This is a genomic window from Rhodococcus sp. H29-C3, from assembly GCF_030063405.1.
Classification (GTDB): domain Bacteria; phylum Actinomycetota; class Actinomycetes; order Mycobacteriales; family Mycobacteriaceae; genus Rhodococcoides.
The window spans coordinates 309,088-333,417 of record NZ_JASITC010000002.1 but is presented as its reverse complement, the minus strand read 5'-3'; the positions used below and the strand labels follow the sequence as shown (position 1 = coordinate 333,417).

The 24,330-nt window shown below is 61.3% G+C and carries 24 protein-coding genes; 9 read left to right on the top strand and 15 right to left on the bottom strand.

Annotated features, from left to right (window positions below):
• Positions 1-5: 5 nt before the first annotated feature.
• Genes QMK32_RS05690 through dprE1 form a run of 3 tightly spaced genes read right to left on the bottom strand, consistent with a single transcriptional unit; the run spans position 6 to position 4,201 of the window.
• A complete protein-coding gene (locus QMK32_RS05690; RefSeq protein WP_283473594.1) occupies positions 6-1,988 on the bottom strand; it encodes a galactan 5-O-arabinofuranosyltransferase in 1,983 nt (660 codons plus the stop codon).
• On the bottom strand, positions 1,989-2,753 hold the full coding sequence (dprE2, locus tag QMK32_RS05685) for a decaprenylphospho-beta-D-erythro-pentofuranosid-2-ulose 2-reductase (protein WP_283473593.1): 765 nt from the start codon (positions 2,751-2,753) through the stop codon (positions 1,989-1,991). It lies immediately after the preceding gene.
• Positions 2,750-4,201, bottom strand: a complete 1,452-nt coding sequence (dprE1, locus tag QMK32_RS05680) for a decaprenylphosphoryl-beta-D-ribose oxidase (RefSeq protein WP_283473592.1) — start codon at positions 4,199-4,201, stop codon at positions 2,750-2,752. The genes dprE2 and dprE1 overlap by 4 nt, the downstream gene beginning before the upstream one ends.
• A 54-nt stretch (positions 4,202-4,255) precedes the next feature.
• On the opposite strand from dprE1, the gene QMK32_RS05675 reads away from it, so the two are divergent.
• Positions 4,256-4,768: a GtrA family protein gene (locus QMK32_RS05675; protein WP_283473591.1), complete on the top strand. Its 513-nt coding sequence runs from the start codon at positions 4,256-4,258 to the stop codon at positions 4,766-4,768.
• 10 nt (positions 4,769-4,778) lie between these two features.
• Here the strand turns inward: QMK32_RS05675 and QMK32_RS05670 are convergent, their stop codons facing one another.
• From QMK32_RS05670 to QMK32_RS05650, 5 genes are all read right to left on the bottom strand, one after another.
• The gene (locus QMK32_RS05670) at positions 4,779-5,366 is read right to left on the bottom strand and encodes a dTDP-4-dehydrorhamnose 3,5-epimerase family protein (protein WP_283473590.1); all 588 of its coding nucleotides are present in this window, start codon (positions 5,364-5,366) and stop codon (positions 4,779-4,781) included.
• Positions 5,367-5,379: 13 nt separating this feature from the next.
• Positions 5,380-6,249 (bottom strand): glucose-1-phosphate thymidylyltransferase RfbA, encoded by an 870-nt coding sequence (gene rfbA, locus QMK32_RS05665; protein WP_269301835.1) that lies wholly within the window; start codon positions 6,247-6,249, stop codon positions 5,380-5,382.
• A gap of 44 nt (positions 6,250-6,293) precedes the next feature.
• On the bottom strand, positions 6,294-6,647 hold the full coding sequence (locus tag QMK32_RS05660; protein WP_283473589.1) for a hypothetical protein: 354 nt from the start codon (positions 6,645-6,647) through the stop codon (positions 6,294-6,296).
• A gap of 58 nt (positions 6,648-6,705) precedes the next feature.
• Positions 6,706-6,900 (bottom strand): hypothetical protein, encoded by a 195-nt coding sequence (locus tag QMK32_RS05655; protein WP_283473588.1) that lies wholly within the window; start codon positions 6,898-6,900, stop codon positions 6,706-6,708.
• A 248-nt stretch (positions 6,901-7,148) separates the two neighbouring features.
• A complete protein-coding gene (locus QMK32_RS05650; RefSeq protein WP_283473586.1) occupies positions 7,149-7,913 on the bottom strand; it encodes a DUF8017 domain-containing protein in 765 nt (254 codons plus the stop codon).
• 87 nt (positions 7,914-8,000) lie between these two features.
• Here QMK32_RS05650 and rfbB point away from each other — a divergent pair, with 87 nt between their 5' ends.
• Both rfbB and QMK32_RS05640 read left to right on the top strand, forming a co-directional pair.
• Positions 8,001-9,008 (top strand): dTDP-glucose 4,6-dehydratase, encoded by a 1,008-nt coding sequence (gene rfbB, locus QMK32_RS05645; protein ID WP_283473584.1) that lies wholly within the window; start codon positions 8,001-8,003, stop codon positions 9,006-9,008.
• A 59-nt stretch (positions 9,009-9,067) separates the two neighbouring features.
• Positions 9,068-10,786, top strand: coding sequence for a hypothetical protein (locus tag QMK32_RS05640; protein WP_283473582.1), 1,719 nt, complete (start codon positions 9,068-9,070; stop codon positions 10,784-10,786).
• 7 nt (positions 10,787-10,793) lie between these two features.
• Here QMK32_RS05640 and QMK32_RS05635 read toward each other — a convergent pair whose 3' ends face one another.
• Positions 10,794-11,804, bottom strand: a complete 1,011-nt coding sequence (locus QMK32_RS05635) for a lysylphosphatidylglycerol synthase transmembrane domain-containing protein (protein ID WP_283473580.1) — start codon at positions 11,802-11,804, stop codon at positions 10,794-10,796.
• An 83-nt stretch (positions 11,805-11,887) separates the two neighbouring features.
• Complete coding sequence (locus QMK32_RS05630; protein ID WP_283473578.1) at positions 11,888-12,616, bottom strand: LbetaH domain-containing protein; 729 nt, start codon at positions 12,614-12,616, stop codon at positions 11,888-11,890.
• Positions 12,617-12,788: 172 nt separating this feature from the next.
• Here QMK32_RS05630 and QMK32_RS05625 point away from each other — a divergent pair, with 172 nt between their 5' ends.
• The gene (locus QMK32_RS05625) at positions 12,789-13,889 is read left to right on the top strand and encodes a DegT/DnrJ/EryC1/StrS family aminotransferase (protein ID WP_283473576.1); all 1,101 of its coding nucleotides are present in this window, start codon (positions 12,789-12,791) and stop codon (positions 13,887-13,889) included.
• Between the two features lies 1 nt (position 13,890).
• Complete coding sequence (locus tag QMK32_RS05620) at positions 13,891-14,856, top strand: Gfo/Idh/MocA family protein (RefSeq protein WP_283473575.1); 966 nt, start codon at positions 13,891-13,893, stop codon at positions 14,854-14,856.
• On the opposite strand, the gene QMK32_RS05615 is transcribed toward QMK32_RS05620, so the two are convergent.
• Complete coding sequence (locus tag QMK32_RS05615) at positions 14,826-17,081, bottom strand: glycosyltransferase family protein (RefSeq protein ID WP_283473573.1); 2,256 nt, start codon at positions 17,079-17,081, stop codon at positions 14,826-14,828. The genes QMK32_RS05620 and QMK32_RS05615 overlap by 31 nt on opposite strands.
• Positions 17,082-17,159: 78 nt before the next feature.
• Between QMK32_RS05615 and QMK32_RS05610 the strand changes: the two genes are divergently transcribed.
• The 4 genes from QMK32_RS05610 to QMK32_RS05595 all read left to right on the top strand — a co-directional run bounded on the left by QMK32_RS05610 (position 17,160) and on the right by QMK32_RS05595 (position 20,814).
• Positions 17,160-17,936, top strand: a complete 777-nt coding sequence (locus tag QMK32_RS05610) for a glycosyltransferase (protein ID WP_269301825.1) — start codon at positions 17,160-17,162, stop codon at positions 17,934-17,936.
• Between the two features lie 98 nt (positions 17,937-18,034).
• Positions 18,035-19,927, top strand: a complete 1,893-nt coding sequence (locus QMK32_RS05605) for a glycosyltransferase (protein WP_283473572.1) — start codon at positions 18,035-18,037, stop codon at positions 19,925-19,927.
• A 22-nt stretch (positions 19,928-19,949) separates the two neighbouring features.
• Positions 19,950-20,399 carry a helix-turn-helix transcriptional regulator gene (locus QMK32_RS05600; RefSeq protein WP_283473571.1) on the top strand — a complete coding sequence of 150 codons (450 nt, stop codon included), beginning with the start codon at positions 19,950-19,952 and terminating at the stop codon, positions 20,397-20,399.
• Positions 20,400-20,409: 10 nt separating this feature from the next.
• The gene (locus tag QMK32_RS05595; protein ID WP_283473570.1) at positions 20,410-20,814 is read left to right on the top strand and encodes a VOC family protein; all 405 of its coding nucleotides are present in this window, start codon (positions 20,410-20,412) and stop codon (positions 20,812-20,814) included.
• 16 nt (positions 20,815-20,830) lie between these two features.
• Here the strand turns inward: QMK32_RS05595 and QMK32_RS05590 are convergent, their stop codons facing one another.
• From QMK32_RS05590 to wzm, 4 genes are read right to left on the bottom strand one after another with little or no spacing between them, the layout of a single operon-like run.
• Complete coding sequence (locus QMK32_RS05590) at positions 20,831-21,685, bottom strand: TylF/MycF/NovP-related O-methyltransferase (RefSeq protein ID WP_269301821.1); 855 nt, start codon at positions 21,683-21,685, stop codon at positions 20,831-20,833.
• 52 nt (positions 21,686-21,737) lie between these two features.
• A complete protein-coding gene (glfT1, locus tag QMK32_RS05585) occupies positions 21,738-22,637 on the bottom strand; it encodes a galactofuranosyltransferase GlfT1 (RefSeq protein WP_186627568.1) in 900 nt (299 codons plus the stop codon).
• A complete protein-coding gene (gene wzt / locus QMK32_RS05580; RefSeq protein WP_283473568.1) occupies positions 22,630-23,427 on the bottom strand; it encodes a galactan export ABC transporter ATP-binding subunit Wzt/RfbE in 798 nt (265 codons plus the stop codon). The genes glfT1 and wzt overlap by 8 nt, the downstream gene beginning before the upstream one ends.
• A gap of 12 nt (positions 23,428-23,439) precedes the next feature.
• Positions 23,440-24,321 (bottom strand): galactan export ABC transporter permease subunit Wzm/RfbD, encoded by an 882-nt coding sequence (gene wzm / locus QMK32_RS05575; RefSeq protein ID WP_502943532.1) that lies wholly within the window; start codon positions 24,319-24,321, stop codon positions 23,440-23,442.
• Positions 24,322-24,330 lie beyond the last annotated feature (9 nt).

Below are 24,330 nucleotides of genomic sequence, written 5' to 3'. Positions count from 1 at the left end.
TTCTTCTAGGCAATGCGGGTGACCAGGGCGAACGGGCCGATGTCGGTGACGGTGAACCGCTGATCCTCGAACAACGATTCGTCGAAAGTGACGGTGTAGCGGCGGACGTTCGGATCGTTCGGGTACACGTCCTCGGCCAACCGAAGGGTGTAACCCTCGGCCCCACGCCGGAACAGGAACGCATCCGGCGCCGCCCATGCACTGCCGTCCATGGCCGCGATCAGTTCGTCAGGAGACTCGAGCTTCGCCCAGTCTGCGATAGCTGCAGCGCGCTCGTCGAACTGGGCGAGCGGATTCGCATAATGCGAGGTCAGGCCTTGGAACCCGAAGTACGGGTAGTAGCTCAGGAACGACGTGTCGGCAGTCAACACGATCGTCTCGTCCCGAGGTCTGCCGATCTGCTCGCCGATGGCAGCGTCGACTTCGCTGTAGTACGACACCGCGCTCGGCGGACGCTTGTCGGCGCGCACGCCGTCACCGTCGGTATCGGAGTAGGCGACGGTGATCTCGGTTTGGAGGATCTGCGGAATGCTCTGTGCGAACGCCATTGCCCCGACGGCCGCGATCACGACGGCCGCAATCTTGAACCGTGACGGTTCGTTGATCGCCTGGTAGATCGCTTTGGAGCCTTCGAGGAAGCCGAAAACGCCTGCTGCGCCGAGCAATACGATCAGGACGGCTTCGAGTCGGAACGACAGTAGCGTCGTGCCCGCGACGGTGGCAGCCATCGACAGAAGCGTCCATAGGTAGACCGCGACGACGCCGATGCCCAACGCCTGGGCGCGACGCGAAGACGCCGCCCGCACCGCGAGCCACAACGTTCCCACAAGGCACAGTGCACCGACCAACGAGAACTCCAACATCGGAAACGGCAGTGTCGCACCGGCCTCCGGAAGGTAGTGCAGAGCGGTTCCCGACGTCGACGGCGTCCCGGTCAGAGCGTCGGCCAGATAGGGGAGCCACACGGTCAGCGCCACGAGACCGGAGATAGCTGCGATGACGACAAGTCGGACGGCAACAGGAATCGCCGCGCGCCAGCTCTTCTGGGCCCTGATACCCGAGATCGCCGATACGACGGCCATCAACGTGACCGCGAACGCAGCCAGGCCCAGGTAAAGGGTGTAGAAAGTGGCGGCCAGGCCGAGGAACAGGCCGGTGCCCACGACCGCTCCCCATCCCCAGGAGCCCGTGCCCCCTGATCGCTGGGGTTCGCCCGCGCCCCCTGATCGCTTCAATGGTCCATTCATACGATCAGATGGCTTGAAGGCGCCATTCAAGCGTCCGCTGACACCGGCAGCAACCGGTCTGTTCAGCGCACCCCAGGCCAACAGGAGTGCAGGCGCGATCAGCAGGGCGATGACGGCGCTGTAGGCCTCGGGAGATGCATAGGCGACGACCAGTGCAGTTGTCACTGCGCTGACGGCGACGGCCCAGTCGACCCTCACGAGTGCTTTCCACAGCGTGAAGGCCAGCACTGCGGTGACGGCGAGGAATCCGATTGCGAACGGCTTGAACACTTCCCAGCCATCCATGCCGAGCAGGTTTCCGACGCGCCCGCCCAGCCAAAACCATCCCGCGGGATAAAAGGGCGGGACGTCTGCGTACGTCATATCGCGGAGTGCGGCCGAATCGGTGAGCCGCGTCAGATATTCTGTACGGAACTCCTGGTCGACCGAGACGCCGAACAAGTACAGCTTGGTTGCGGCCAGCGGCATTCCGAGGGTGATCGTCACGAATCCGGACAGCCCGACCCACGTCAGTGACTTCGCCAACCATTCGAGCTTTCCTCGACGGTAGAGCGCGATGGCCACTGCGAACGCGATGGCGCAGGCGACTTGGCCGAGCGTCGTCACGGCGCGGGTGACGTTGGACGAGTTGAATGCCGGCCACTCGACGAGTGAGAAGGCATACAACCCGACCGTCGCAACAATTGCCGCGACGAGAGCGGCCAGTACGCCTTCGAAGGCCGTGCCGAGCGCTCGTCTCATCTAGATAGGGAGCTTGCGGAAGATCGGCCGCGGGACGTGCCGCAGAACCATCATCACCAGACGCCACGGCGCCGGCGTCCAGATGAGCTCTTTGCCCTTCTGCGAAGCGTTCACCGCGAGCTTCGCGATGACCTCCTTGTCGACGGTCATCGGCGCTTCCTTGACGTGCGCGCTGAACTTGGTGCGCACCATTCCCGGCCGAACGACCGTGACGCGAGGACCGAACTCGCGCAACGCTTCTCCGAGCCCGAGGTAGAAGCCGTCGAGTCCGGCCTTGGTGGAGCCGTAGACGAAGTTGGAGCGACGAACCCGCTCACCCGCCACCGAGGACATGACGATGATGCGGCCGTAGGCCTGTGCTTTCATCTTCTCGCCCAGCAGCACACCGACCGAAACCGATGCCGTGTAGTTGATGTTCGCGGCGAGCACTGCCTTGCGCTGGTCCTGCCACAGTTCTTCGGCGTCGAAATCTACCGCGAATGCGACGATTGCGACGTCGACGTCGCCCTTGGACCAGGCTTCGTTTATCACCTTGGGGTGCGACGCTGTGTCGAGCGCATCGAAATCGATGACGTCGACGGACTTGGCGCCCTTGGCGGTCAGCTGTGCTATGGCGCCGTCACGGAGAGGGTCGTTCGGCAGTGCGGCGAGAATGACGCGTGCCGGTGACTTCGACAGGTACTCCTCGGCGATCGCCAGGCCGATCTCGCTTGTTCCGCCGAGTACGAGAATGGTCTGTGGGTTGCCCACAGCGTCGATCGTCACAACAATTCCAACCTTCTGGCCATATCGGAGGCGAAAACGCCTGTGGGGTCGACGGATCGGCGAACCTTGATCCACTCGTCGATCCGGGGGTACATCGCATGGAAGGTCTCGGCGCTGGTGCGTGAGTCCTTCGCCGTGTAGAGGCGTCCGCCGAATTCGAGGACGCGCTTGTCGAGTTCTCGAACGAACTCGCCCAAGCCTGCCTTGATCGGAAAATCGACGCAGATGTTCCAGCCTGGGATCGGGAAGCTCAGTGGCGCTTTGTTTCCCGGACCGAACAGCTTGAAGACGTTGAGGAAGGAGTAGTGCCCCGACTTCTGAATGTCGACGATGATCTTCTTGAACTCGTCGACAGCCTCCGGCGGCACCACGAACTGGTACTGCAGGAACCCGTTCGAACCGTATGCACGATTCCACTCACCGAACATGTCGAGCGGGTGGTAGAACGCCGTGAGGTTCTGAACCTTGTTCCGGTAATTACCTGCTTTGAGGTACCACGCCTGACCGACCGCGCCGAGCGTGAACTTGTTGGCCAGCCCGTTGGGGAACACATCGGGGAACGTCAGCAGCGGCTTCGCGTTGAATCGAAGCGGATCCTTCTGCAGTTTCTCGGGCAGCTGATCGAGCCTCGCCAAGGACCCACGCGACACGGCGGCACGGCCGAGCTTCGGCGGGGCGGCGATGGCGTCGAACCAGGCGCTCGAGTAGTCGTAGTTGTTCTCGCTGCCATCACTGTGCAGGGCGATGGTTTCGTCGAGGTTCCGGGTGACGTCACCGTCGGCGATGAAATAGGCCGTCTCGGTCGGCGTCATCTCGATGGTCGCCCGCAGGATGATCCCGGTGAGGCCGTTGCCACCGACAGTGGCCCAGAACAGCTTGGCACTTTTTCCTGTCGGGGTGAGGTGCCGGATCTGTCCATCAGCGGTGAGGAGCTCCATCGAGCGCACATGGTTGCCGAAGCTACCGGCACTGTGATGGTTCTTACCGTGGATATCCGTGCCGATCGCGCCACCGATGGTGACCTGACGCGTCCCCGGCAACACCGGAACCCACAGGCCGAAGGGCAGTGCTGCGCGCATCAGCTGGTCGAGACTGACGCCGCCGTCCACGTCGACGATACGAGTTCCAGCGTCGATGCTGTGGATGCCGGTGAGCGCCGTCATGTCGATGACGAGGCCGCCCGAGTTCTGCGCATTGTCGCCGTACGAGCGGCCAAGGCCACGCGCAATGACGCCGCGGCGCAGGTGAGAGGGCTTGCTGTCGTTTTGCTCTGCGACTTGTTTGACTGCGCTCGCGATGAGCTCCAGGTCGGAAGTCGAGAGCACCTCACCGGTGGACGGCGAGGTGCGGCCCCATCCGGAAAGCGTGCGGGTCTGCGTGGGTAGCGGCGCAGTGTTCCCGGCCTGTGGTTCCAGGGGGAAGAGTGCGTCGTCGGCTGTCGTGGACATCGGTCTAGAGGGTACTCGGTCATCTCGGTCGCTTCGCAGGCTGCGCTCTCGTCGATGAGACAGCTAGTGTGGGTGATCGTGCCGCAACCCGACGACTGGTCAGCCGAAGACGAGGAACTCCAGCACCACGTTCCCCTCCCCGTCGAGCTGCCGCTGACCGAGAACATCGCCGACGACGCCCTGGATCTCAAGACCCAGGTGATCCGCTTCTTGGCGACGGGAGTGCTGTCGGCGATCTTCGACTTCTCCATCACCATCGCCTTGCAGTACGGCCTCGACTTCCAACTGTCGATCGCCAAAGCCGTCGGATTCATCGTGGGTACGACGGTGGCGTACCTGATAAATCGGCGTTGGACGTTCCGCGCGGCACCTTCGCGCGCTCGATTCATTGCTGTGGTCGCGCTCTACGCTGCGACCTTCGGGGTGCAGAACGCTTTGTACACCGTCTTCGGACATGTTTGGCCTGAGACGATCCTGTACAGCGCCGCAGCGTTCGTCATCGCCCAAGGGACCGCGACGGTCATCAACTTCATCGTCCAGCGCACCGTGATCTTCAAGATCCGCTGATCGTCTGCGCTCAGGCTGTGTAGGTCGGCAAGTATCCGGCGTCGATGGCCTGCGCGAGTGAGGGTGCAGCTTTGTCTTTGTCGGAGAGTTGGTACTCGAGTGGGGAGCCGTCGCGGGCGAGGGTGGGCCAGTCGATCGCCAGATCGATATCGAGCGGATTCATGTCGCGATCCAGACTCGGGGCGTACTCGATCGAGCACAGGTACATTACCGTCGAGCCGTCTTCGAGCGACAAGATCGCATGCCCGAGGCCTTCCGGGAGATACACCGCACGACGGTCGACGTCGTCGATCAGCACACTGTCCCATGTCCCGAATGTCGGCGACCCGACCCGCAGATCGACGATCACATCCAGAAACGCGCCCTTGGTGCAGGTGACGTATTTCGCCTGGCCGGGTGGGGTGTCGGTGAAGTGGATACCGCGCAGCACCCCGGCTGCAGAGACCGAGCAGTTCGCCTGCGCCAACTCCAACGGCCGCCCGACGGCCTGTTCGAAGTCCGAGGATTTGAACCATTCGAAGAACACACCGCGATCGTCACCGAACTGACGTGGGGTGAATTCGAACGCACCGGGGATTTTCAATTCACGAAAACTCATCTACACAAATCCTCTACTTGCCGCGATCGACGAGGTCGAGCAGATACTGCCCGTACCCGGATTTGACCAGCTTTGTTGCCCGTTCCCGCAGTTGATCGTCGGTGATGAATCCCCGACGCCACGACACTTCCTCCGGTGAACCAATTTTCAGGCCCTGCCGTTGCTCGATGGTGCGCACATAATTGGAAGCATCGAGTAGCGAATCGAAGGTGCCGGTATCGAGCCATGCCGTCCCGCGGGGCAACACTTCCACGGCAAGACGCCCAGCGTCGAGGTAGTGCCGGTTGACGTCGGTGATCTCGTATTCGCCCCGCGCCGATGGCTCCAGATCGCGGGCGATGGCGAGTACGTCGTTGTCGTAGAAGTACAGGCCGGGGACGGAAAAGTTCGACTTCGGGACTTTCGGCTTCTCTTCCAACGAGATCGCCTTGCCGGCGGCGTCGAACTCGATGACGCCGTATGCGCTGGGATCCTTCACCTCGTAGGCGAAGACTGCTCCGCCGTCGATGTCACCGAATCTGCCCAGTTGCGATCCCAGTCCGGGGCCGTAGAAGATGTTGTCGCCGAGCACCAAAGCGGCACTGTCGGAGCCGATATGGTCCGCTCCGAGGACGAATGCCTGAGCGAGCCCGTTCGGCTCGTGCTGAACCTTGTATGTCAGGTTGATGCCGAACTGGGAGCCGTCACCGAGCAGACGTTGGAACTGCTGCGAATCCTGTTCGGTGGTGATGATCAGAATATCGCGGATATTGGCCAAGATCAGCGTCGAGAGTGGGTAATAGATCATCGGCTTGTCGTACACCGGCACCAACTGCTTGCTGATGCCCATCGTGATCGGATGAAGACGCGACCCGGTACCGCCCGCCAGAATAATTCCCCGCATATTCGGAAGTCTCGCAGATCAGAAAGGTCTGCGCGCGTCCGCGGTCATTGCCATTCGATGCGAAACGGCTGTTCCTCGGTCTGTAGTGGCCAATTTCCCGGCCAATCGACGCTGAGGTCTGCGCGGAGTTCGCGCACCTCGGCGGGTATGGGTTTTGCGTCGAATTCGAGGCGGTCCCAAGTGGTGTCTTTCGCTGAAACTCGCCGAGAAAACTCACGCAACTCCGGCGACGCATGTGTCGATTCGGCGAGGCGCGCAAGAAACTTTGCAGTGACGGCGTGACGCGTGGTCGATGCCCCGATGGTGACACTCACTGCGTGCCGACGTGCCGCATCGAGCCGATTCAGCGAGTCGAGTACGCGATCTCGAGCAGCACTCATTGCTGGGTCGTCGGTCATGCGTCCTGCCAGGGTGCTGAGCCTTCTCCGACGGAGAACCTCTCGTCGGGAGTGAAGATCAGTGGGGTGCTGTCGGCAGTCTTTTCGGTGTCGATTGCGGTTTTCCTTTGTCCAGAAAGTCGGTCAGCGGGGTCAGATGCTGTTCGATGGTCCGGCCGATCCGGCCGGTGGGATCGGCGATCGCATCCAGGAACCACCCGAAATCGTCGACCACTTCCTCGATGTTGCGGACAAGTTTCATGGTCAGATCCATAGCTTGCCAGCATATTTCGACTATCCGTTCGATCTGCCAGGCTTCTTCCTAAGACGGGGATCTTCTTGGCCTGATAGTTCGTGATGAACGGTGCCAACCGTTGTAAAATCTGTCCGGGGATGGTGCCGCTGAGGCCTGCATGTTCGCCGATATAGCGATGGCTCGCCAAGGTGCCGTGACCGATACGGTCCGCCAGACTTCCGAGGCCGGCGACCTCAGCGGTATCAACCTCGAATCCTTCTGTCATGTCAGCTCTTTCGAAGTGTGGAAATCAGGTCGTCGATCTCGGAATAGCTCAGTGCATTGTCAACGTCGCGTTCCGCTCGGACTATGAAGACAACGACCTCGGCGGTCGCGTATCCGGGAGTGGCGACCACGTCGAATGTTGCTTCTCCCGAGGCGCAATGTTCCTCGGCTTCGGGGATATCTTTCACCGTGGCCCGGTATCGAACAGCGGGTTGGTTGTCGATCACGAATTTCTCGGGGCCGCTGATCGACACGTTCGGCTTCTGCGAATCATCAGCACCCGAAAAGATCATTTCTGCCTTCGCGACCTCGGCCAAAGCGGTCGCCTTCAGATCCAGAGTGCGCCGGCCAGTTATGCCGGTCATCGCGCGTTCCGAGTGCTCGCCGTCCGAACAGTCTGTCCTGTCGTAGAAGCCGAGGGCGCCGTACCTTGCAGATGTCCCGTCATCGCCGGTCCACCCCGCAACGCCCGTCTGCCAGACGTCCCAGCCGGTAGGAACCTCGTAGGTCAACCCGAGCTTGGTTGCAAGGGGCTGAGGCTGCCCGTCGGGCACGACGATCTTCGGGGGCGGCCGTTCTATCGACGGAAAACCCGGTGGGAGGGGAGACGCGGTGGCCTTCGCAGCAGTCCCCGGTGGCGGCGTCGCGGCTGTCACACCCTCGCATCGCTCCGGCACTTCAGGCGAGATCTTCGGCAGTCCCCACAGCAGTGCGTTGAAGACGACCAGGCTTACTGCCAGTCCTAGAAGTTTTTTGCGTAGCCCCATGGCACTCCCCCCCGAAGTCGCCGGCACGCTAACACGACGCAACGACAAGGTCGGCTCGAAAGCGGTAGGGCCGGTATGGTCACCCTTATGAAACTGCTCGTTACCGGTGGCGCCGGGTTCATCGGTGCCAATTTCGTGCATCAGACCGTTGCCGAGCGACCCGATGCGCAGGTGACGGTGCTCGATGCGCTCACCTATGCGGGTAACCGCTCGTCACTGGACTCGGTGGCAGACAAGATCGACTTCGTCGAAGGTGACGTCGCTGATGCAGAACTGGTGAACCGGCTTGTCGCGGAGACCGATCTCGTGGTTCATTTCGCCGCTGAGTCGCACAATGACAACAGCTTGAGCAACCCGTGGCCGTTCGTCCACACCAACGTCATCGGTACGACGACGCTGCTGCAGGCCGTCCGCGAGCACGACGTCCGCTACCACCACATTTCTACCGACGAGGTCTACGGGGACCTCGAGCTCGACGACCCGGCGCGTTTCACCGAGTCGACTCCGTACAACCCGTCGAGCCCGTATTCCTCGACGAAGGCGTCGAGTGACCTTCTGGTGCGGGCGTGGGTGCGGTCGTTCGGGGTTCGCGCCACGATCTCGAACTGCTCCAACAATTACGGCCCGTACCAGCACGTAGAGAAGTTCATTCCTCGGCAGATCACCAACATTCTGTCCGGTGCCAGGCCGAAGCTGTACGGCGCCGGGCACAACGTGCGGGACTGGATCCACGTCGACGATCACAACCACGCGGTGTGGACGATCATCGAGAAGGGCGCGATGGGCGAAACGTATCTGATCGGCGCCGACGGGGAGAAGAACAACCGTGAGGTCCTCGAGACGATCCTCGAGGAAACCGGACAGGCCGCCGACGCATTCGATTTCGTCACCGATCGACCGGGCCACGATCTGCGCTACGCGATCGACTGGACCAAGCTTGAAACCGAATTGGGTTGGACACCGGAGTACGTGGACTTCCGCAGCGGCCTGAAGGCGACGGTCGACTGGTACCGCGAGAACGAGCAGTGGTGGCGTCCGCAGAAGGATGCAACCGAATCCGGTTATGCCGAGAAGGAATCGGTAATAGCACGCTGAGAACTGACAGTGGTGTCCTGCGGGGTCGGAGTGTGCTGCAGCATGCGTCGACCCGCAGGATGGCGCTTCATTTACTCTGGATAATTGTTCTCACCGGTGCTATCACTCTCGGCATCGAGCGGTTCGGGTTCAATCCGACTGATCAGGGCTTCGTTGTAGCTCAAAGCTGGCGGGTCCTTCACGGAGAGATTCCGCATCTCGACATCATTTCGGCACGGCCATTGGGGTCTGCGTATCTGCATGTTCTGGATTTACTGCTACCAGGCCCGTTGTTTCTGATATCGATTGCAGTTGCAACACTTCAGATGATCATCCTGACCGTAGTCCTCGCGTCGTGGACGTCAGATTATCCACTCAGGCAATGGGGCCTGTTGCGGACATCGATGGTTGTCGCAGCGGTGTTTCTCAACATCCATTTGTTCCCGATCAATGCGTGGCACACCATCGATGGCATCTTTCTCGTCGTATGTGGTTGGTGGGCATTGGATATCGGACTACGTACAGATCGAACACTCCTCTATAGGTTCGGTCTCTTCGCGCTCGGATTCGCCTCGATAACCAAACAAAGTTTCGTTCCTGCAGTCGCAGTCGGTCTCGTTGTCCTGCTTGTGCATCCCGCTTCGAAGAAGCGTCCGCGTTTTCGGCGTCTCGGAATCGACATCGTGGTGCTCCTGGCGGCGCCGCTGGCCTATCTGTTGGTTGTCACTGCGGCCGGCGGTTTCGGTGACATGCTTTCGCAACTGACCGGTGGTGTCGCCGCCACGGGCAGACGCATCTTCGATCCAGGTTTTTCGTCATCGTTTGTAATCGCGATCGCGGTGTTCGTCTCGGCCATTGTTTTCATTATTGTTCTTCCGCAACGTGTTCCGGCCCGATGGTCCAGGTGGCTCAGTGTATTGCCAGCGTCGGTGGCTGTAGCAACGGTGCTACTCGTCGTCTTCCACGGAAGGCTGGAACGTGCGGGAGTGTGGGGCATCGCCCTCTTCTGGATGCTTGCCGCGTGTGTTCTCGTCGACGCGCTCTCCCATCGAACCATTCCGTGGCGACCGCTGGGATTGCTCCTGTTGGCCTGGATGGCGAGCCTGTCCTGGGGTTACGACTCACCGACGCTCCTGGCGGGGAGCATGGTCTTGTTGACGCTCGACCTGGTGAAACGAAACCTGCTTCTGCCGACCGTATCGGAACAGAATTTGTGGATTCGACGGGGCGGCGCTCTTGCTGCTGCGGTGACGGTCACTGTCGTCGTTGCCGGGTTCGTGACTGTGGAGCAGGCGCAGAATCCGTATCGTGACCGCCCACGCGATGAACTGGTGGCGGATCTGGGTACGGCGATTCCAGAAATGCGCGGGATCGAATCCAACGCCAGTACGTTCGCCTATATTCAGCAGATACGTCAGTGCATCGAGGCCTATCCGGCGGAAGATGTCGCCATTCTTCCCGACAATGCGTTCGTTTACCCTGCGCTGCATTTGCACAATCCATTTCCGCTCGATTGGATGCTGCCGATCGAGTTGATCGGAGATTCGCGCGAGAGGATACGGGCGGAGGCGGATCGGATGCAGGAGAACGGTCAGTACCTGGTCTTGTTCGCAACCGTCGGACCCGAGCAGTTGGCGAGTGCATCCGAGGTTCCTGCGGTGGTCGCACCTACAGCTCCGATCGTGGACCCATCCGGTGTCCTGTCGGACATTCGCTCTCGATTGAAAGGTCGCGCAGTATCGTGTGGCAGCTTCGTCGGTGTCTGGGCGCCCAAAGCCGAGTCCCCAGCTAGACCTTGACTGGCAGCTACGCCTTGATCGGCTGCGCTACCCGAGAATGCTCGTGGACGAACATGTTTCGTAGTGCGCGAGAGCCGGCCAGTGCCGCTACTATTCCCGCGAGGACTTCGCAGAGTGTGAACACCAGACGTGAGGCGAGTGCCAGACCCAGGGCGACGCCGGCATCCATGAACGGCGACAGCGCGGCAACGATCACCGCTTCGCGAACGCCGATTCCCGATGGCACGACGATGACCAACACACCTGCGCACATTCCGAGGGCGAGAGCCCCGATGCACTCGATGAGTCCACCGACTTGAAAACCGGCAGTGCTCGACGCGAGGATCCACAAGTGGACTCCGTACAGAATCCAGCTTGCCCCGCACCATCCCAAAGCCAGGCCGATCTTGCGCATGGTCAGCGGCTTGTGGAGCGGCGGGCGCCGCAGGAGCTTCAACGCCAGGTTGACGAGATGCGTCAGGACCGGGGGATACGCGCAGACGAGTGCTATCGGAACCAGCACGATGACGGCGACCGCTGCCACGGTGCTGACCTGAAACAGCGCCGGCAGTCCAAGTAACCCGACGACGAGAGCAGAGGTCGTGCTGAGCCCGACTGTGACGAGAACGGCGGTGAAGCCTGCTGCGCGAGATACACCAGCGCGTCGAACAAGCTCGGTCTGGAGAACGAAGGCCCATACGCTGCCGGGAAGGTACTTTCCGAGTTGGCCGACCAGATAACAGCGGGCGGCGTCGAAAGCGGGGATCGGCTGCTCCAGTGCGCCGAGCGCATGCTGCCAAGCACGAACGGCCGCACCCATTCCGAGAAACACGAACAGTGCCGACGCGATGAGTGACCACCAGCTCAGCTGGTCGATGGTGTCCTTCACCTCGGACCACTGTGATTTCACTGCGAAGACGATGGCGACGAGAATCGCCAGAGTGACCGCGACGCGGGCGACGTTCGCGAGGACGGTACGTTTCGTACGTTTCGGAGCGTCGTCAGCAGGCGTGGATTCCGGTTCTTCGATAGAACTCACCGGGTTTCACCCTTTCAACGACAATGTAACGAATCCCGACGATACCAATAGCCCAGCCGTTCTCTGGACGAACCCGCGGGTGGTCAGGTCAGAAGTGGTTTGGTGACCAGCCCGTTCCACCAGGCGAATGCCTGTGCCGCTGTTTCGCTCAGCTCGTCGAACGCCGGCAGGGAGCCTTCGGAATAGGCGGCGGCAATGGCGTCGATATCGGCAGAGTCATAGCCTTTGCGCGACATGCCGACGGTATTCGCGCTGTGCAGAACTGCAGGATTTCCCACGACGGTGGCGAATGGCGGAACATCCTTGGTTGCGATGCCGCCCATGCCGACCATGGCGCCGGATCCCATCACGCGCCGCTGATGGATCGTGCTGTTCATACCCATGTTGCATCCGGCGCCCAAGGTCACATGTCCGCCGAAGGTCACGGCCGGCGCAGCGATCGTGCCATCGCCCAACTGGCAGTCATGGCCGACCGATATTCGATTCATGATGAACGAATCGGAGCCGATCGTGGTCGGGCGTTCGCTACCTTTGTGCACGGCGGTGAGTTCGCGAATGACGGTGCGCGGTCCGATAGTGACGCCGAAACCATCGCTGGCCTCGGTGTACGACGCGAAGTGAGGATGCCCGTAGATTTCGGGTGGTGCTCCGAGGACGGTCTGCGCGCCGATCCAGCAGTCGTCTCCCACCTCCAGGGGGCCCGTGAGCACGGCGTACGGACCGATCGTGACTCGGTCACCGATTCGTACTCCGTCGCCGATGATTGCCGTCTCATGGATTTGGCAATTGCTGCCTACCGAACTTGCTGACACTCGAGACTGCCCTCCTGGTCGAACCACTGTTTCGTCGACAATCATTCAGCAGGGACAGTACCCGCGGGGCCAGGGCGGCAAGAACCGCGTGGTGGGTTCGATAGTGTCCTTGTGTGATTGTCCACATCGGCGGCTATCGAGTCGTGAACGAAGTCTTCCGAGGAGACGCCTAGTGATTTCTGTTTCCAGCATCTCTTTCGGGGAGGATGTCGAGCGCGAAGTGCTGGACACCTTGCGATCGGGAATTGTCGCCCAGGGACCGAAGGTGAAGCGTCTGGAGGTCGGCTTCGCCCAGTTGGTCGGCGCACGCCACGCCGTGGCCGTCAACAACGGCACAACGGCGCTGACCGCTGCGCTGCAGGTGCGCGATCTCGAGCCGGGTGATGAAGTGCTCACCACACCCTTCACTTTCGTCGCGACGCTCAATGCCATTCTCGAATCGGGGGCTACCGCCAGGTTCGCGGACATCTCCGAATCGGACTTCAATCTCGATCCGGCGACCGCCGAGAGCAAGATCAACGACCGGACGAAGGTCTTGATGCCCGTTCACCTCTATGGTCAACCGGCCGATATGAGTGCGTTGATGCCGCTCGCGCAGTCGCACGGTCTCGCAGTCGTCGAGGATGCCGCGCAGGCGCACGGGGCGACGTTGGATGGAAAGGGCGTCGGGACTTTCGGCACCGGCTGCTTCTCGTTCTATGCGACGAAGAATCTCACGACCGCCGAGGGCGGAATGATCACGACCGACGACGATGCGGTGGCCGATCGGCTCAGAGTGCTCCGTAATCAAGGCATGCGGTCGCGCTACGTGTACGAGATGGTCGGTCACAACTATCGTATGACGGATCTGCAGGCCAGTCTTGCTCTGCCGCAGCTGGATACGTATTTGGAGCAGGTTGCTCAGCGCCGAAGAAATGCCGAGCTGTTGCGAGACGGATTGAACGATGTTGTCGGCTTGACCCTTCCAAGCGAACTGTCGGGAAGAGGGCACGTGTGGCACCAATTCACCGTCATCGTGGCCGAAGACGCGCCGATCAGCCGAGACGATCTCGCTGAGCGTCTAATGCAACGCGAAATCGGAAGCGGCATTTACTATCCCAAGACGGTGTACGACTACGACTGCTATCGCGAGCATCCTCGCGTGATCATCGAGGACACGCCCGTAGCGACGTCGGTTGCCGCGCGGTGCCTGAGCATCCCGGTTCACGCTCGGCTATCCGGCACCGACATCGACAAGATCGTTTCCGCCGTGCGCGAAGCAATGGGAGTCTGACATGAGCACTTCTCTACCGAGGATCGCCCTGGTCGGTTCAGGCCAGATGGGCTCGCTGCACGCCCGAGTCATCTCTCAGTCGGCATCGTGTGAGCTTGCGCTCCTCATCGAGCCGCGAGAAGAGCAGGGCCGGGCCGTCGCCGAGCGTTTTTCCACGACGTGGGCAGCAGATTTCGACGACCTGAAAGGAATCGACGCTGTCGTCGTGGCGGCGGCTACGCAGGCGCACTACGACATAGCCGGGCGGATATTGGATCTCGGCAAACCGGTGTTGGTCGAGAAACCGCTTGCGACGACGTACGAGCAGAGCGCAGACCTGGTCGAACGAGCCGCTGCTGCGGGCGTTCCGCTGATGTGTGGATTGCTCGAACGATTCAATCCTGCGGTGCGCACAGCACGAGAGTTCGCCGGGGAAGTGTGGCAGGTGAACGGGGTACGTCATTCACCTTTCGTTTCTCGCATCGCGACGGGTGTGGCCACCGACCTGCTTATTCACGACGTCGACCTGGCCATCGGTTTCATCGGTTCCGAACCGACTCGAGTGAAGGGGGAATTCGGGTACTTCCATCCGGCCTCCCGTGACAATCAGGCGGAGGACTGCGCCGACGCCGTTCTGCGTTTCGAGTCGGGTTCAGTGGCGACGATCTCGGCAAGCAGGGTGAGCCAGCGAAAGATCCGTCAGCTTTCCCTTCTGGAGACCGATCGATTGATCGAGATCGACTTGTTGCGTCGAGACATCACGATCTATCGACACATCGCCGACGACATGCCGGCGGACCGGGACGGCTACCAACAACAGACAGTGATCGAAATTCCCACCATTCGATACAGCGAGGAGCCGCTGTCCGCCCAGCTCAATCACTATCTGTCACTGGTTGCTGGAACGGGTGACATCGCTGGCGAACGAGACACGATCCTTCCCGCGCATCGCGCCGTTCACGAGGCGACGGTGTCGGCTTCTTCCTGAGTTCGTTTGCTTACGGACACCTTCCGTCGACGGTAGGCAATGTCGACAACGGTCAGTAGGAGTGCGGCGACCGCAGCGAGCGCGTACGCAGCGATCGACAGGCGTTGCCGCGGAGGGGCGAACGAGATAGCCAGTTCATGATCACCAGGTGGCACGGTCACTTCCAAGAGGCCGTGCCACCCTGCGTTCGCCGGGATGTCGACGCCATCGATTGTCGCGGTGTATCCGGGCCAAGCCAGGCGGGCGAACGAAATGTCGCCCCCGGTGCCCGACGTCCGGACACTCTCGCTCTGCGCACTCGAATCTCCCTCGGCGACAAGCACGCCGGGGGACGTGTAGGACACCGTGCCGGGAAGGCGACTGATCTCGTTGCGCTGCATCACCGTACGGACGCCGTCGCGCTCGGTGATACGCCAGCCCGGTGGAGCAGGCGCTGCGGCCACTTCGGGACGCAATGCATCTTGAACGACAAGGGTATCGACCCGTAGGTAGTCCACGAGCGGGATGTCGATGTCGCCGTTGACCGGCTGCCACAGGGCGTCGTACAGCTCGGGGCACACTGCGCCGCGGTAGTCCATGCACAGTGCGTTCTGAAAGTCGGTGAATCCGATCCCGGTATAGGAGTTGACACTCGAATCTACGGTTGACGCAAGTATCTCGTTGCCGAAAAGGATGCGACCGTCGGTGATCTCGCTCGGATTCGTGTCCTCGAGTTCGGCGAGTTGCAACACGGTGCCCTGGTATCGGTCGGTCTGTTCGGAAAGCCGCGCGGTACTGGACGGATCCTGACGCGAATCGGCGATTACGTCGACACTGAGTGTGAAGACCTGAAAAGACATCACCACAACGGTGCCTAGTGTCAATGCCGTGACCAGTCCGCCAGTGCTCCACCGACGCCACGACAAGTACGACGCGATCGCCAGCAAAAGCACGATTACCGTTGCGACGGTGTGCCGTCCGGTGAGAGCTGGGGACGACGCGAAGGCCAGATAGAAGCCGATTGCAATCGTCACTGCCGAGAGGGTCAGTCGCCGACGTACATGGTCTCGGGCGAGGCCGAGCGACATGGACAGCGACAACGCAACGATCAGCCCCAGATAGAGATACTCGACCAATCGAATGGGCCATCGGAACATCCCGACGTTGGAGGGCCCGAACGTGAACAGCAGGAACACGACCGTGATCGCAGCGAGGCTGACCAGTCGACGGCCGTAGGTCGCTCGGAATCGGGGCGAGGCGAACAGTGCCCTGATCCGGCCCCATCGAATGAACGGCATCAGAGGTAGAACGAACCACCCCAAGTACAACGAGGGAAGAACTTCGATCGGCCCGCCGAACGTCATGATGACGGGAAAGTATGTAGGACTGCTCAGCCCGGCCAGCCCGCCGAACTGAGGTTGAAGGAACGCGTCGTTGCTGATGCCAGTGCTGCCCGCCCGCGTCGTCACCTCGACGCTGAGGAAGAGCGGCAGGTAGGTGACCAACGCCGCACTCCCCGCGCACGCACCTGTCGCTACGACGACGAGCAACCGCCGGAATCGACGATCGAGGAGAAGCTCCAGCCCGATTCCGGCGAGGACGATCACGGCACCGAGGGCCGCATAGGGGTTGCCCATGCTGACGGTCAGAGCGCCGATGACGAATGTGAAGAAGGGGTTGGTGCGTCCGCGGGAAAGCCGCAGCGCCGACCACCAGAAAAGGGTTACCCAGGCCACCGCCATCATGCCGGAGGGCCATCCACCTGCCTCGTAGAACAGCGTGAATCCGCCGAACGGAAGAGTCAGTCCGGCCAGAAGCGCTGGACCGCGACGTGCGCCGTACTCCCGGCACAACAAGAACGTCGCGACCGCGAACAGGGCCAGGAACTCGACCATGACCACGTAGGCGGCGACCGACAGATTCTCGAAGTAGGACGTCAGGACGTAGTTGACGAGATTGACGGGGTTGTACAACCCGTATGCGGCCTCACCCGCATAGTTTCCGCCTACCCACGCGTCGGGGTTCATGGCGAGCCAGTGCCCGGAGCGCAGTTCGGTGCCGATACGGTGCCACGACGGCACGAAAGACTCGAGCATGTCGCCGGCGTAGTAGAAGCGATCGTTGATCAACCGAGGAACAGTCGCGATCAATGCGACCGCGACGGCGATGAATGCCGCGATCGACCACTCGGGGAGACGTCGTACACGCCGTCGGGATGGATCGGGCGCGATAACAGGAGTGGCCACGGAGCCAGAGCCTACGAGATGGCCGGACGCTCCCGCGATACGATGCCTGTGAGAACGCTGGAAAGGCGAGTGAACTAGATGACGGGCAGTACCGAGGCAGTCGGTTTATCCGTTGTCATACCTGCACACAATTCCAGCGCGGTGATCGAGAACACCGCGCGACGACTGATGAACCGTCTCTCGGGCGGCAACGCCGAGATCATCGTCGTCGAGAATGGGTCCACCGACAACACCTTCGCCTTGTGCACGAGCATGGCAAAGCGATGGGACGGCACCGATGTGGCGTTCACCGTATTGCAAAGCGAAAAGGGCCTGGGTAACGCTCTTCGAGTGGGAGTTCAGGCGAGTCGCGGAGCCCATGTCTTGCTGACGGCGGATGACCTACCGTTTGGATTCGACGACTTGGACGGCGCGGACGCACTCGCCTCACGGAACGGCGGTCATTTCCCGGCGTTCGTGGTCGGCTCGAAAGCCCATAGCGAATCTTCGGTCGAACGGGGAGCTTTACGCGGTGTCCTCACCTGGGGATTCGCATCGCTACGGCGGATTGTGCTGGGCATGCGCACGGGTGATCCGCAGGGCACCGTACTCGTCGACGGGGATTTGATCAGAGGCCTTGCCTCGGACATCGTGGAGCCTGGCTTTCTGTTCACGACGGAATTGGTCTATCTGGTCGAAAAGCTCGACATTCGCCCGCAGGAGGTTCCGGTCCGACTCAGCGAGGACCATGACAGCCACGGGACACGCGTCTCCAGAGCAGACGTAGTGTCCATGGGGCTCGGCCTGTTCCGAATCCGCAAGCGTCATCAACATGGCGCGAAACCGACATGGGGGAGCGTTTCGCGCTCTGTATGAACTGGGATTGCTTGGTTGGGTTGTTACTCTGCGAACCAAGTCGCCTCGCGCCGAAGTGATTGTTCGACATCCAAGTTGTGGGAAGTAGTGGGAGCATTATGGAAAAGCCTGCGTCGGTTGCGCCTGTGGATGGGAGCACTGTCGCGGTGCGTAAGGCCCTCACCGAGCACGAGAGTCCCTCGAGACTGGTGGTGCAGCGAGGATTGTTCACCGGCCCCACCCCGCTGGTGAAGGATGATCTCTATGCCACGATCGTCAAAGGGCGCGCGCATCGTGAAAGATTTGTGGTCCACCTGGAGAAGGGTGCGACGGTCGACACCGACACCTACTTCGGTCGGTTCGCTGCTAGTTATTTCCAGCGTTGGACCACGGTCACCGAAGTGCAGCTCCAGTTCCGACACGAGAACGACAGCAATGCCACGGTGCTTCTCCGCGCGTCCGACTCGGCGGGGAACGCTCGGACTCTGAGCACTCGCGTCCTCGAAGGCTCTGGGACGACATCGCTCGCTGCCACACTCGACACCTTCGTAGACGGCGGCACGCTGTGGGCCGAGTTCACGGCCGTCGACGGGCAACTGGCCATCCGTGATCTCGAATGGACCGTGCCTGCTCCGCCGGTGATTCGGCCTGCTGCGATTGCCATCTGTACGTTCAACCGCGCTGACGACTGTGCAGCCACGGTTGCTGCGATCGCCGGTGACGACGGGATGGTCGCTGGAATCGACGCGGTGTATGTCGTGGACCAGGGCACCGATCATGTATCGGATCGCGAACTGTTCACCGACGTTGCCTCCCGTCTCGGAGACAAACTGGTCTACATCCGGCAACCGAACTTGGGCGGCGCCGGCGGATTCACCCGCGGCATGTTCGAGGTCTCAGCCATCAACGAGCACGCAAATCTGATCTTGATGGACGATGACATTCTCTGTGAACCCGAAACGGTCCTGCGGATGAACGCGTTCGCCAACGTCACCGTCGAGCCGACTCTGGTCGGCGCGCAGATGCTGTACCTGATGAACCCCGAGCACTTGCACGTCAGCGCCGAAGAAGCGGACCTGTCGAAGCTGAGGGCCGGTCGATGGGCGGCAGGCTCGAAGCACGACGCCAATCTTCTGAAGAAGAAGCGTCAGCAGAGCAAGCGGGTCGACGCCGGTTACAACGCGTGGTGGTCGTGCTTGATCCCCGCCGAGGTCATCGCGCAAATCGGGCTTCCGCTTCCGCTCTTCTTCCAATGGGACGACATCGAATACGGAATTCGGGCACGTGCGAACGGATTTGTTACCGTCACGCTCCCGAATGCCGGTGTCTGGCACGCAGACTTTCACTGGAAAGACCGCGATGACTGGGCGAAATACTTCAGTGTCCGCAACTCTCTGATCGTTGCTGCGTTGCATAGTGATTTCGATGCGAGATCGTTGAGCCGGCAGATGGCGCGTGATATCGCTCAGTACCTGGTCTCGATGCAATACGGTCTGGCGTTCACGATGATTCGTGGAATCGAGGATTTTCTCGAGGGACCCAAGATTCTCGAGGACGGTGGAATGGCCGTCCTGAAGTCCATCCGAGCCGAGCGTGGGCAATTCCCCGAAACCGTCAAGCACCCGGCATCCGACATGCCCGGCATTCGATCGTCGGATCTGGTGACACGTCATGCCGGGTTCGAACCGAAGAAGAATCGTATCGATCTCGTGCTCGGCAAGCGGGCAGCGTTTCAATGGCTTGGTCGCACTATTCCAGGAATTGCGAGTATCCCTGCAGCCGAAGCCCATTGGTGGCACGTATCACTGTTCGATCATGCGGTGGTCACCGACGCATCGCAGTCTGGTGTCCGGATCCGTAAGCGCGACAAGGAAAAAGCATCCGAGCTGTCGGCTCGCGCAGCGAAGTTGCTCGCGCGATTCCGCCAGGAGGCAGCGGAAACACAGTCGGAGTACCGGCGAGCCGCTCCGCAACTGACGAGTCGCGAGAACTGGGCACGGCTCTACAGCTGAACCCGGGCGTAGGATTTCACTCATGAGTGGGGCCGACCTCGAAGAACTTCGTCATCTTCGTCGTGCCCGCGATCTGATGGATCGCGAGTACGCGAGTCCTCTCGACGTCCCGACGCTGGCTCGCGCGGCGTACATGTCGACGGCTCATTTCAGTCGCCGGTTCCGCGATGCCTACGGTGAGACGCCCTATGCCCATTTGATGACACGGCGTATCGAGCGTGCCAAGGCGCTTCTGCGTCGCGGAGACACGAGTGTGACCGAGGCGTGCTTCGCCGTCGGCTGTACCAGCCTCGGTTCTTTCAGTGCTCGCTTCACCGAGGTCGTGGGTGAGACACCGAGCGCATATCGGTCACGCGATCACGACGACAGTCGGGTGGTGCCCAGTTGCTCTGCCATGGTGCTGGGACGCCCGCGTCGGACTCGGGCACAACCGAGCAGGATCGAAGAAGCACAGGTCGTCCCGGAGTTCTAGATTTGCAGACATGACAGTCTCATTGAGCCACGTACATGTCCTCGTCGACGATCCCGACGCCGCGCTGCTGTTCTATCGCGACACCCTCGGGTTGGAGGTGAAGAACGAGGTTGCCAACGACGGGTTCCGTTGGATCACCTTGACCCCTGCCGAGCAGCCCGAAATCGAGATAGTCCTGTCGCAGCCTCATGCCGGTCGATCGGTGGAACTCGGCGACGAGTTGGCGGCTCTACTGGCGAAGGGCGAGCTTCCCGGCGTGTTGTTCCGTACCGACAACCTCGATGCGACGTTCGAAAAGGTGCGGGCAGCGGGTAACGCCGAAATCCTGCAGGAACCCGCGAGTCAGCCGTGGGGCGTCCGTGACGCCGCCGTCCGTGACCCGGCAGGAAACCTCGTACGCATTTCGCAGGCCTGACCCGGCCTCCAATCGCCTACAGTGACGGCGCTCGCCTGATCCGCACGACCACCTGCTCGTTGTCCGCGGTGTAGCCGAGGTAATCGAATTCGGTACCCGTGCGTGCGACGAACTCGGTCCACGCGCGGTATTCGTGATTACGCCAGCCCGGGAAGTTGAAGTACTCGTCGAAGGCGATGACGGTCCCGACGACGAGTCGGTCGGCGACCAGGTCGAGCACCGTGATCGTCGACGAGTACAGGTCCGCGTCGAGGTGTAGGAACGCCAGGTTGTCGTCATGGTGCTTCAAGAACTCGGGCAGCGATTCCTCGAACAGGCCGGGCACGATTTCGGCACCGGGGACCTGGGGCAGGTTCTCCTGCTCGAACAGGCCTTTCGGGAATCCGCTGCGCCAGGTTTCGGGCAACCCTGAGAAGACATCGAAGCCGGCGACGATCGTCACGTCCTTCTTCGACGCCGACTCCTCGGCGATGATTTCCAGGGTGGTGCCGCTGGCTACCCCGAATTCGAGTGCCATGCCGGGGACGGACACTTCACCGAGCGCGAAGCGGAGCGTTGCGTGCGGACGGAGGAAGGTCGGCGCTTTGGGCATGACCTCCTCGGCGAACTCGGCGCTCTGCGCCGCTGCCTCGACGTCGGACGCGTACGGGATGTCGCGACGCATACGCATTTCCAGGCCGCGAATGAACGCGTGGAGATCGTCGATCTCTCGGCGTTGACGGTCGAGGATCTCGAGAAGCTTGGCTTGCTGATCGCCCGTCTGCTCGGCCAATTGGGCCGTCTGCTTGTCGAGAACTTCGCCGATTGCCCGCTGTATTTTCTCGCGTGCCGAATGCCGAAGTCGATCCGTCAGCTTCCGAGGTTCCGTCATGCGCACACGGTAGCCGAGGACGGCCCTATGTCACATGACCAGGGCCACCGACTTACCGCCGGAAATGCTCCCGCCGGCCGAGCCGCCTGAGCCGCAGCCACTCGGCGAGCCCCTTCGGGTTGTGAGTCGTCACAAGGAAATACCAACCGAACCGAATCCATTCCTGCGGCAGCAGCTTTCGCATTCCGGGCTGCGACATCAGATATCCGCGATTTCGGTACGTGAAGTACCGCTTCGTCGCATCGTCCGGATACTGCGTATGCATACGTCCGCCGAGGATCGGCTTGAATTCTGCGGCACCGTTGGGGTGCACATACGCCGTCGTCAAGCAGGTACCGAACTTCAAGCCCGACCGCTGCAGCCGTCGATGCACTTCGACCTCGTCGCCGCGGACAAACAGTCGCAGATCCGGTACACCCACCGCATCGATGGTCGACGCCTTGAACAGTGCGCCGTTGAACAGCGAAGCGATCCCTTCGAGTAGATCGTCTTCGGGATTCTGCGGGTCGATCAATTCCGAACGAAGGCGTCGCCACGAGGTTCCGCGGCGCAACGGAAACGCCAGCCGATCGGGATCGTCGATGTCGCAGACGACGGGGGAGACCTCGTCGAGGCCGTGCTTCTGTGCACAGGCGTAGAGCGTCGCCAGGACGTCGGGACCCTCGGGCCTGCCGTCGTCGTCGGCGAGGAAGACCCAATCGGCCCCGAGGGACAGCGCGTAGAGAATGCCGAGTGCGAAGCCGCCGGCTCCACCGAGATTGTGATGTGACCCAAGATAGGTGGTCGGGATGTCTGCCGACTCGACGAGTGTGCGGACCGCGTCCTCGTGCGCATTGTCGACGACGACGAGATGATCGAGCGGTCGGCTCTGATGCGCCACGACGTCCAGCGACAGGGCTAGGAGCTCACGACGCTTGTGCGTGACGATCACCCCGACAATTTTCTCAGGCACTGTCGCGCTCGAGTTCCTTCAGAATCGTTGCGACGTGATCGCCTGCATCTTCGCCCTCGTAGGCCCGGACGACGTCCTCGATTCCGCCTTCCTGACGGATCTCCCCGTGATCGATCCACATCGCGCGATCGCACAGCTGGGCCAGGAATTCGTTGGAGTGGCTGGCGAACACCAGAATTCCGGAGCGCTTCACCAGCTCCTGAAGGCGGATACGGGCCTTCTTCATGAACTCGGCATCGACGGCACCGATACCCTCGTCGAGCAGCAGAATCTCTGGGTCGATGCTGGTGACGACGCCCATCGCGACGCGCACCCGCATACCCGTCGAGTATGTCCGTAGTGGCATGTCGAGGTACTCGCCGAGCTCGGTGAAATCAGCGATCTCGTCCATTTTCGCGAGCATCTGCTTGCGTGTCTGGCCGAGGAACAATCCGCGGATGATGATGTTCTCGTAGCCGGAGATCTCGGGGTCCATTCCGACCCCCAGATCGAACACCGGCGCGACGCGGCCGCGGATCGAGGCACTGCCCCGGGTGGGCTCGTAGATGCCGGACAGCAGCCGCAGTAGCGTCGACTTTCCTGCACCGTTGTGTCCGACGAGCCCGATGCGGTCCCCGTCTTTGAGGTTCATCGTGATGTTCTTGAGCGCCTCGACCACGACCACGTCGGAGGAGTTCCGATCGATGGATCCACCGGCCTTGCCGAGGAACGCCTTCTTCAACGAACGCGTCTTGGCGTCGAAGATGGGGAAGTCGACGCAAGCGTCGTGCGTGCTGATGCTGACAGACAAAGTTTCAGACCCCTAAACCCAGTAGGGCACGCGGGCCCGGTACTTCTTGAGCGCGAAGATGGCGAGCAGCCAGCCGACAATCGTGAACGCGATCACGATGTACCAGTGGTACAGCTCCTGAGTTTCGCCGAGCATGGGTGCCCGGATGATGTCGAGATAGTGAAAGAGCGGGTTGAGCTCGACCAATTTGGCGCGTTTGGCAGCGTCGCCGCCCATCGACTCGAGGCCTGCTGTGGTCCACACGATCGGAGTCATGAAGAACAACAGCGTCACCATGCTGCCCAGAATCGGCGCGATGTCGCGGTAGCGGGTGGAGACGATGCCGAACAGAATGGCCACCCACAGCGCGTTCAGCGAGATCAATACGAGAGCCGGAATTGCAGCCAGATCCGACCAATGGAAACCGTTCGGCGGGAAGAACACGGCGATGATGATCACGTAGATCAGCAGGTTGTGGCCCAGCAGCAGCAGTTGACGCCACACCAGCCGATAGATGTGCACACTCAACGCGCTGGGCAGTTGTTTGATCAGCCCCTCGTTCGCGACGAACACATCGGCACCTTCGAGGATCGACGCACTGATCAGACCCCAGATGATGAGGCCGACAGTGACGTGCGGCAGGAAGGTCTTCAGGTCGACGTCGAGAAGTACCGAATACAACAAGCCCATCGCGACGGCTTGGACGCCGGTGGCGATAGTGATCCAGAAGGGTCCGATCACCGAGCGGCGGTAGCGCTGCTTGATGTCCTGCCAACCGAGATGCAGCCACAGTTCGCGTTGGCTGAATCCCGTCGTCAGATCGCCGAAAGCGCGCTTGAACGTCTGTGAGTCCGAAACAGGAACGGGCACGCGTTCTCCTGCTTCGCTCTCGGAATTCTTCGGTGGGGCCGACACGACGGTCGA

Coding starts and splice junctions, on each gene's coding strand:
- QMK32_RS05690 (WP_283473594.1), bottom strand. CDS start 1,988: ATGAGACGAGCGCTCGGCACGGCCTTCGAAGGCGTACTGGCCGCTCTC.
- dprE1 (WP_283473592.1), bottom strand. CDS start 4,201: ATGTCCACGACAGCCGACGACGCACTCTTCCCCCTGGAACCACAGGCC.
- QMK32_RS05675 (WP_283473591.1), top strand. CDS start 4,256: ATGAGACAGCTAGTGTGGGTGATCGTGCCGCAACCCGACGACTGGTCA.
- QMK32_RS05670 (WP_283473590.1), bottom strand. CDS start 5,366: ATGAGTTTTCGTGAATTGAAAATCCCCGGTGCGTTCGAATTCACCCCA.
- rfbA (WP_269301835.1), bottom strand. CDS start 6,249: ATGCGGGGAATTATTCTGGCGGGCGGTACCGGGTCGCGTCTTCATCCG.
- QMK32_RS05660 (WP_283473589.1), bottom strand. CDS start 6,647: ATGACCGACGACCCAGCAATGAGTGCTGCTCGAGATCGCGTACTCGAC.
- QMK32_RS05655 (WP_283473588.1), bottom strand. CDS start 6,900: ATGGATCTGACCATGAAACTTGTCCGCAACATCGAGGAAGTGGTCGAC.
- QMK32_RS05650 (WP_283473586.1), bottom strand. CDS start 7,913: ATGGGGCTACGCAAAAAACTTCTAGGACTGGCAGTAAGCCTGGTCGTC.
- rfbB (WP_283473584.1), top strand. CDS start 8,001: ATGAAACTGCTCGTTACCGGTGGCGCCGGGTTCATCGGTGCCAATTTC.
- QMK32_RS05640 (WP_283473582.1), top strand. CDS start 9,068: ATGGCGCTTCATTTACTCTGGATAATTGTTCTCACCGGTGCTATCACT.
- QMK32_RS05620 (WP_283473575.1), top strand. CDS start 13,891: ATGAGCACTTCTCTACCGAGGATCGCCCTGGTCGGTTCAGGCCAGATG.
- QMK32_RS05610 (WP_269301825.1), top strand. CDS start 17,160: ATGACGGGCAGTACCGAGGCAGTCGGTTTATCCGTTGTCATACCTGCA.
- QMK32_RS05605 (WP_283473572.1), top strand. CDS start 18,035: ATGGAAAAGCCTGCGTCGGTTGCGCCTGTGGATGGGAGCACTGTCGCG.
- QMK32_RS05600 (WP_283473571.1), top strand. CDS start 19,950: ATGAGTGGGGCCGACCTCGAAGAACTTCGTCATCTTCGTCGTGCCCGC.
- QMK32_RS05595 (WP_283473570.1), top strand. CDS start 20,410: ATGACAGTCTCATTGAGCCACGTACATGTCCTCGTCGACGATCCCGAC.
- QMK32_RS05590 (WP_269301821.1), bottom strand. CDS start 21,685: ATGACGGAACCTCGGAAGCTGACGGATCGACTTCGGCATTCGGCACGC.